The organism is Bacillus sp. LR--39 (assembly GCF_053613335.1).
Genome location: NZ_JBSIOT010001672.1, coordinates 1 through 508 on the forward strand (window position 1 = coordinate 1; position 508 = coordinate 508).

1 protein-coding gene is annotated in these 508 nt (G+C 45.3%); it reads right to left on the reverse strand.

Features of this window, described 5'->3' with window-relative positions:
* Positions 1-508: ABC transporter permease (locus ACWHAR_RS32440; protein WP_452089099.1), on the reverse strand; the 508-nt coding region annotated here is incomplete at both ends.

A 508-nucleotide genomic window follows, 5' to 3' on the forward strand; every position in this document is an offset into this window, starting at 1 on the left:
TCGGCTCTTTTGCTTCCTCAGCATTATTTTCCATCTGCTTTTCATAATCTGCGGCTTCCTTTTTCGTCCAGAGGTTCTTCCCGAAATGGTAGCCGACGACAATTTCATTCGGTGTTTTCGCTACGCGGCCGCGATCGAGTTTGATATTGGCTTTTTGCTCAGCGGCCATGTCGGTAATTGTAATATTCGACATTTGATTATTGGTCCTGTTGCCCAATTTTGCTTCAGCAGGTGCGAACACGTTTGTGCGCTCGATAATCGCGGACACATCTTTGCGGTTTTCAAATTCTTTCAGGTCTTTCTTTTGAACCTTTTGATCGCTTTGCCCTTCTTTTCCGACAACATTTATCTCGGTCACGATCTGCTCTTTCATCAGCTGTTCAGTCATTGATTTTTGCAGTCCGAATCCGACCGATGCGAGCACGATTAAAAACGCGCAGGCCACCGTTGTTGCGAGAATGGTCATGAATACACGCAGGCGGTTTTTCCTCATATTTCTTCTAATGAA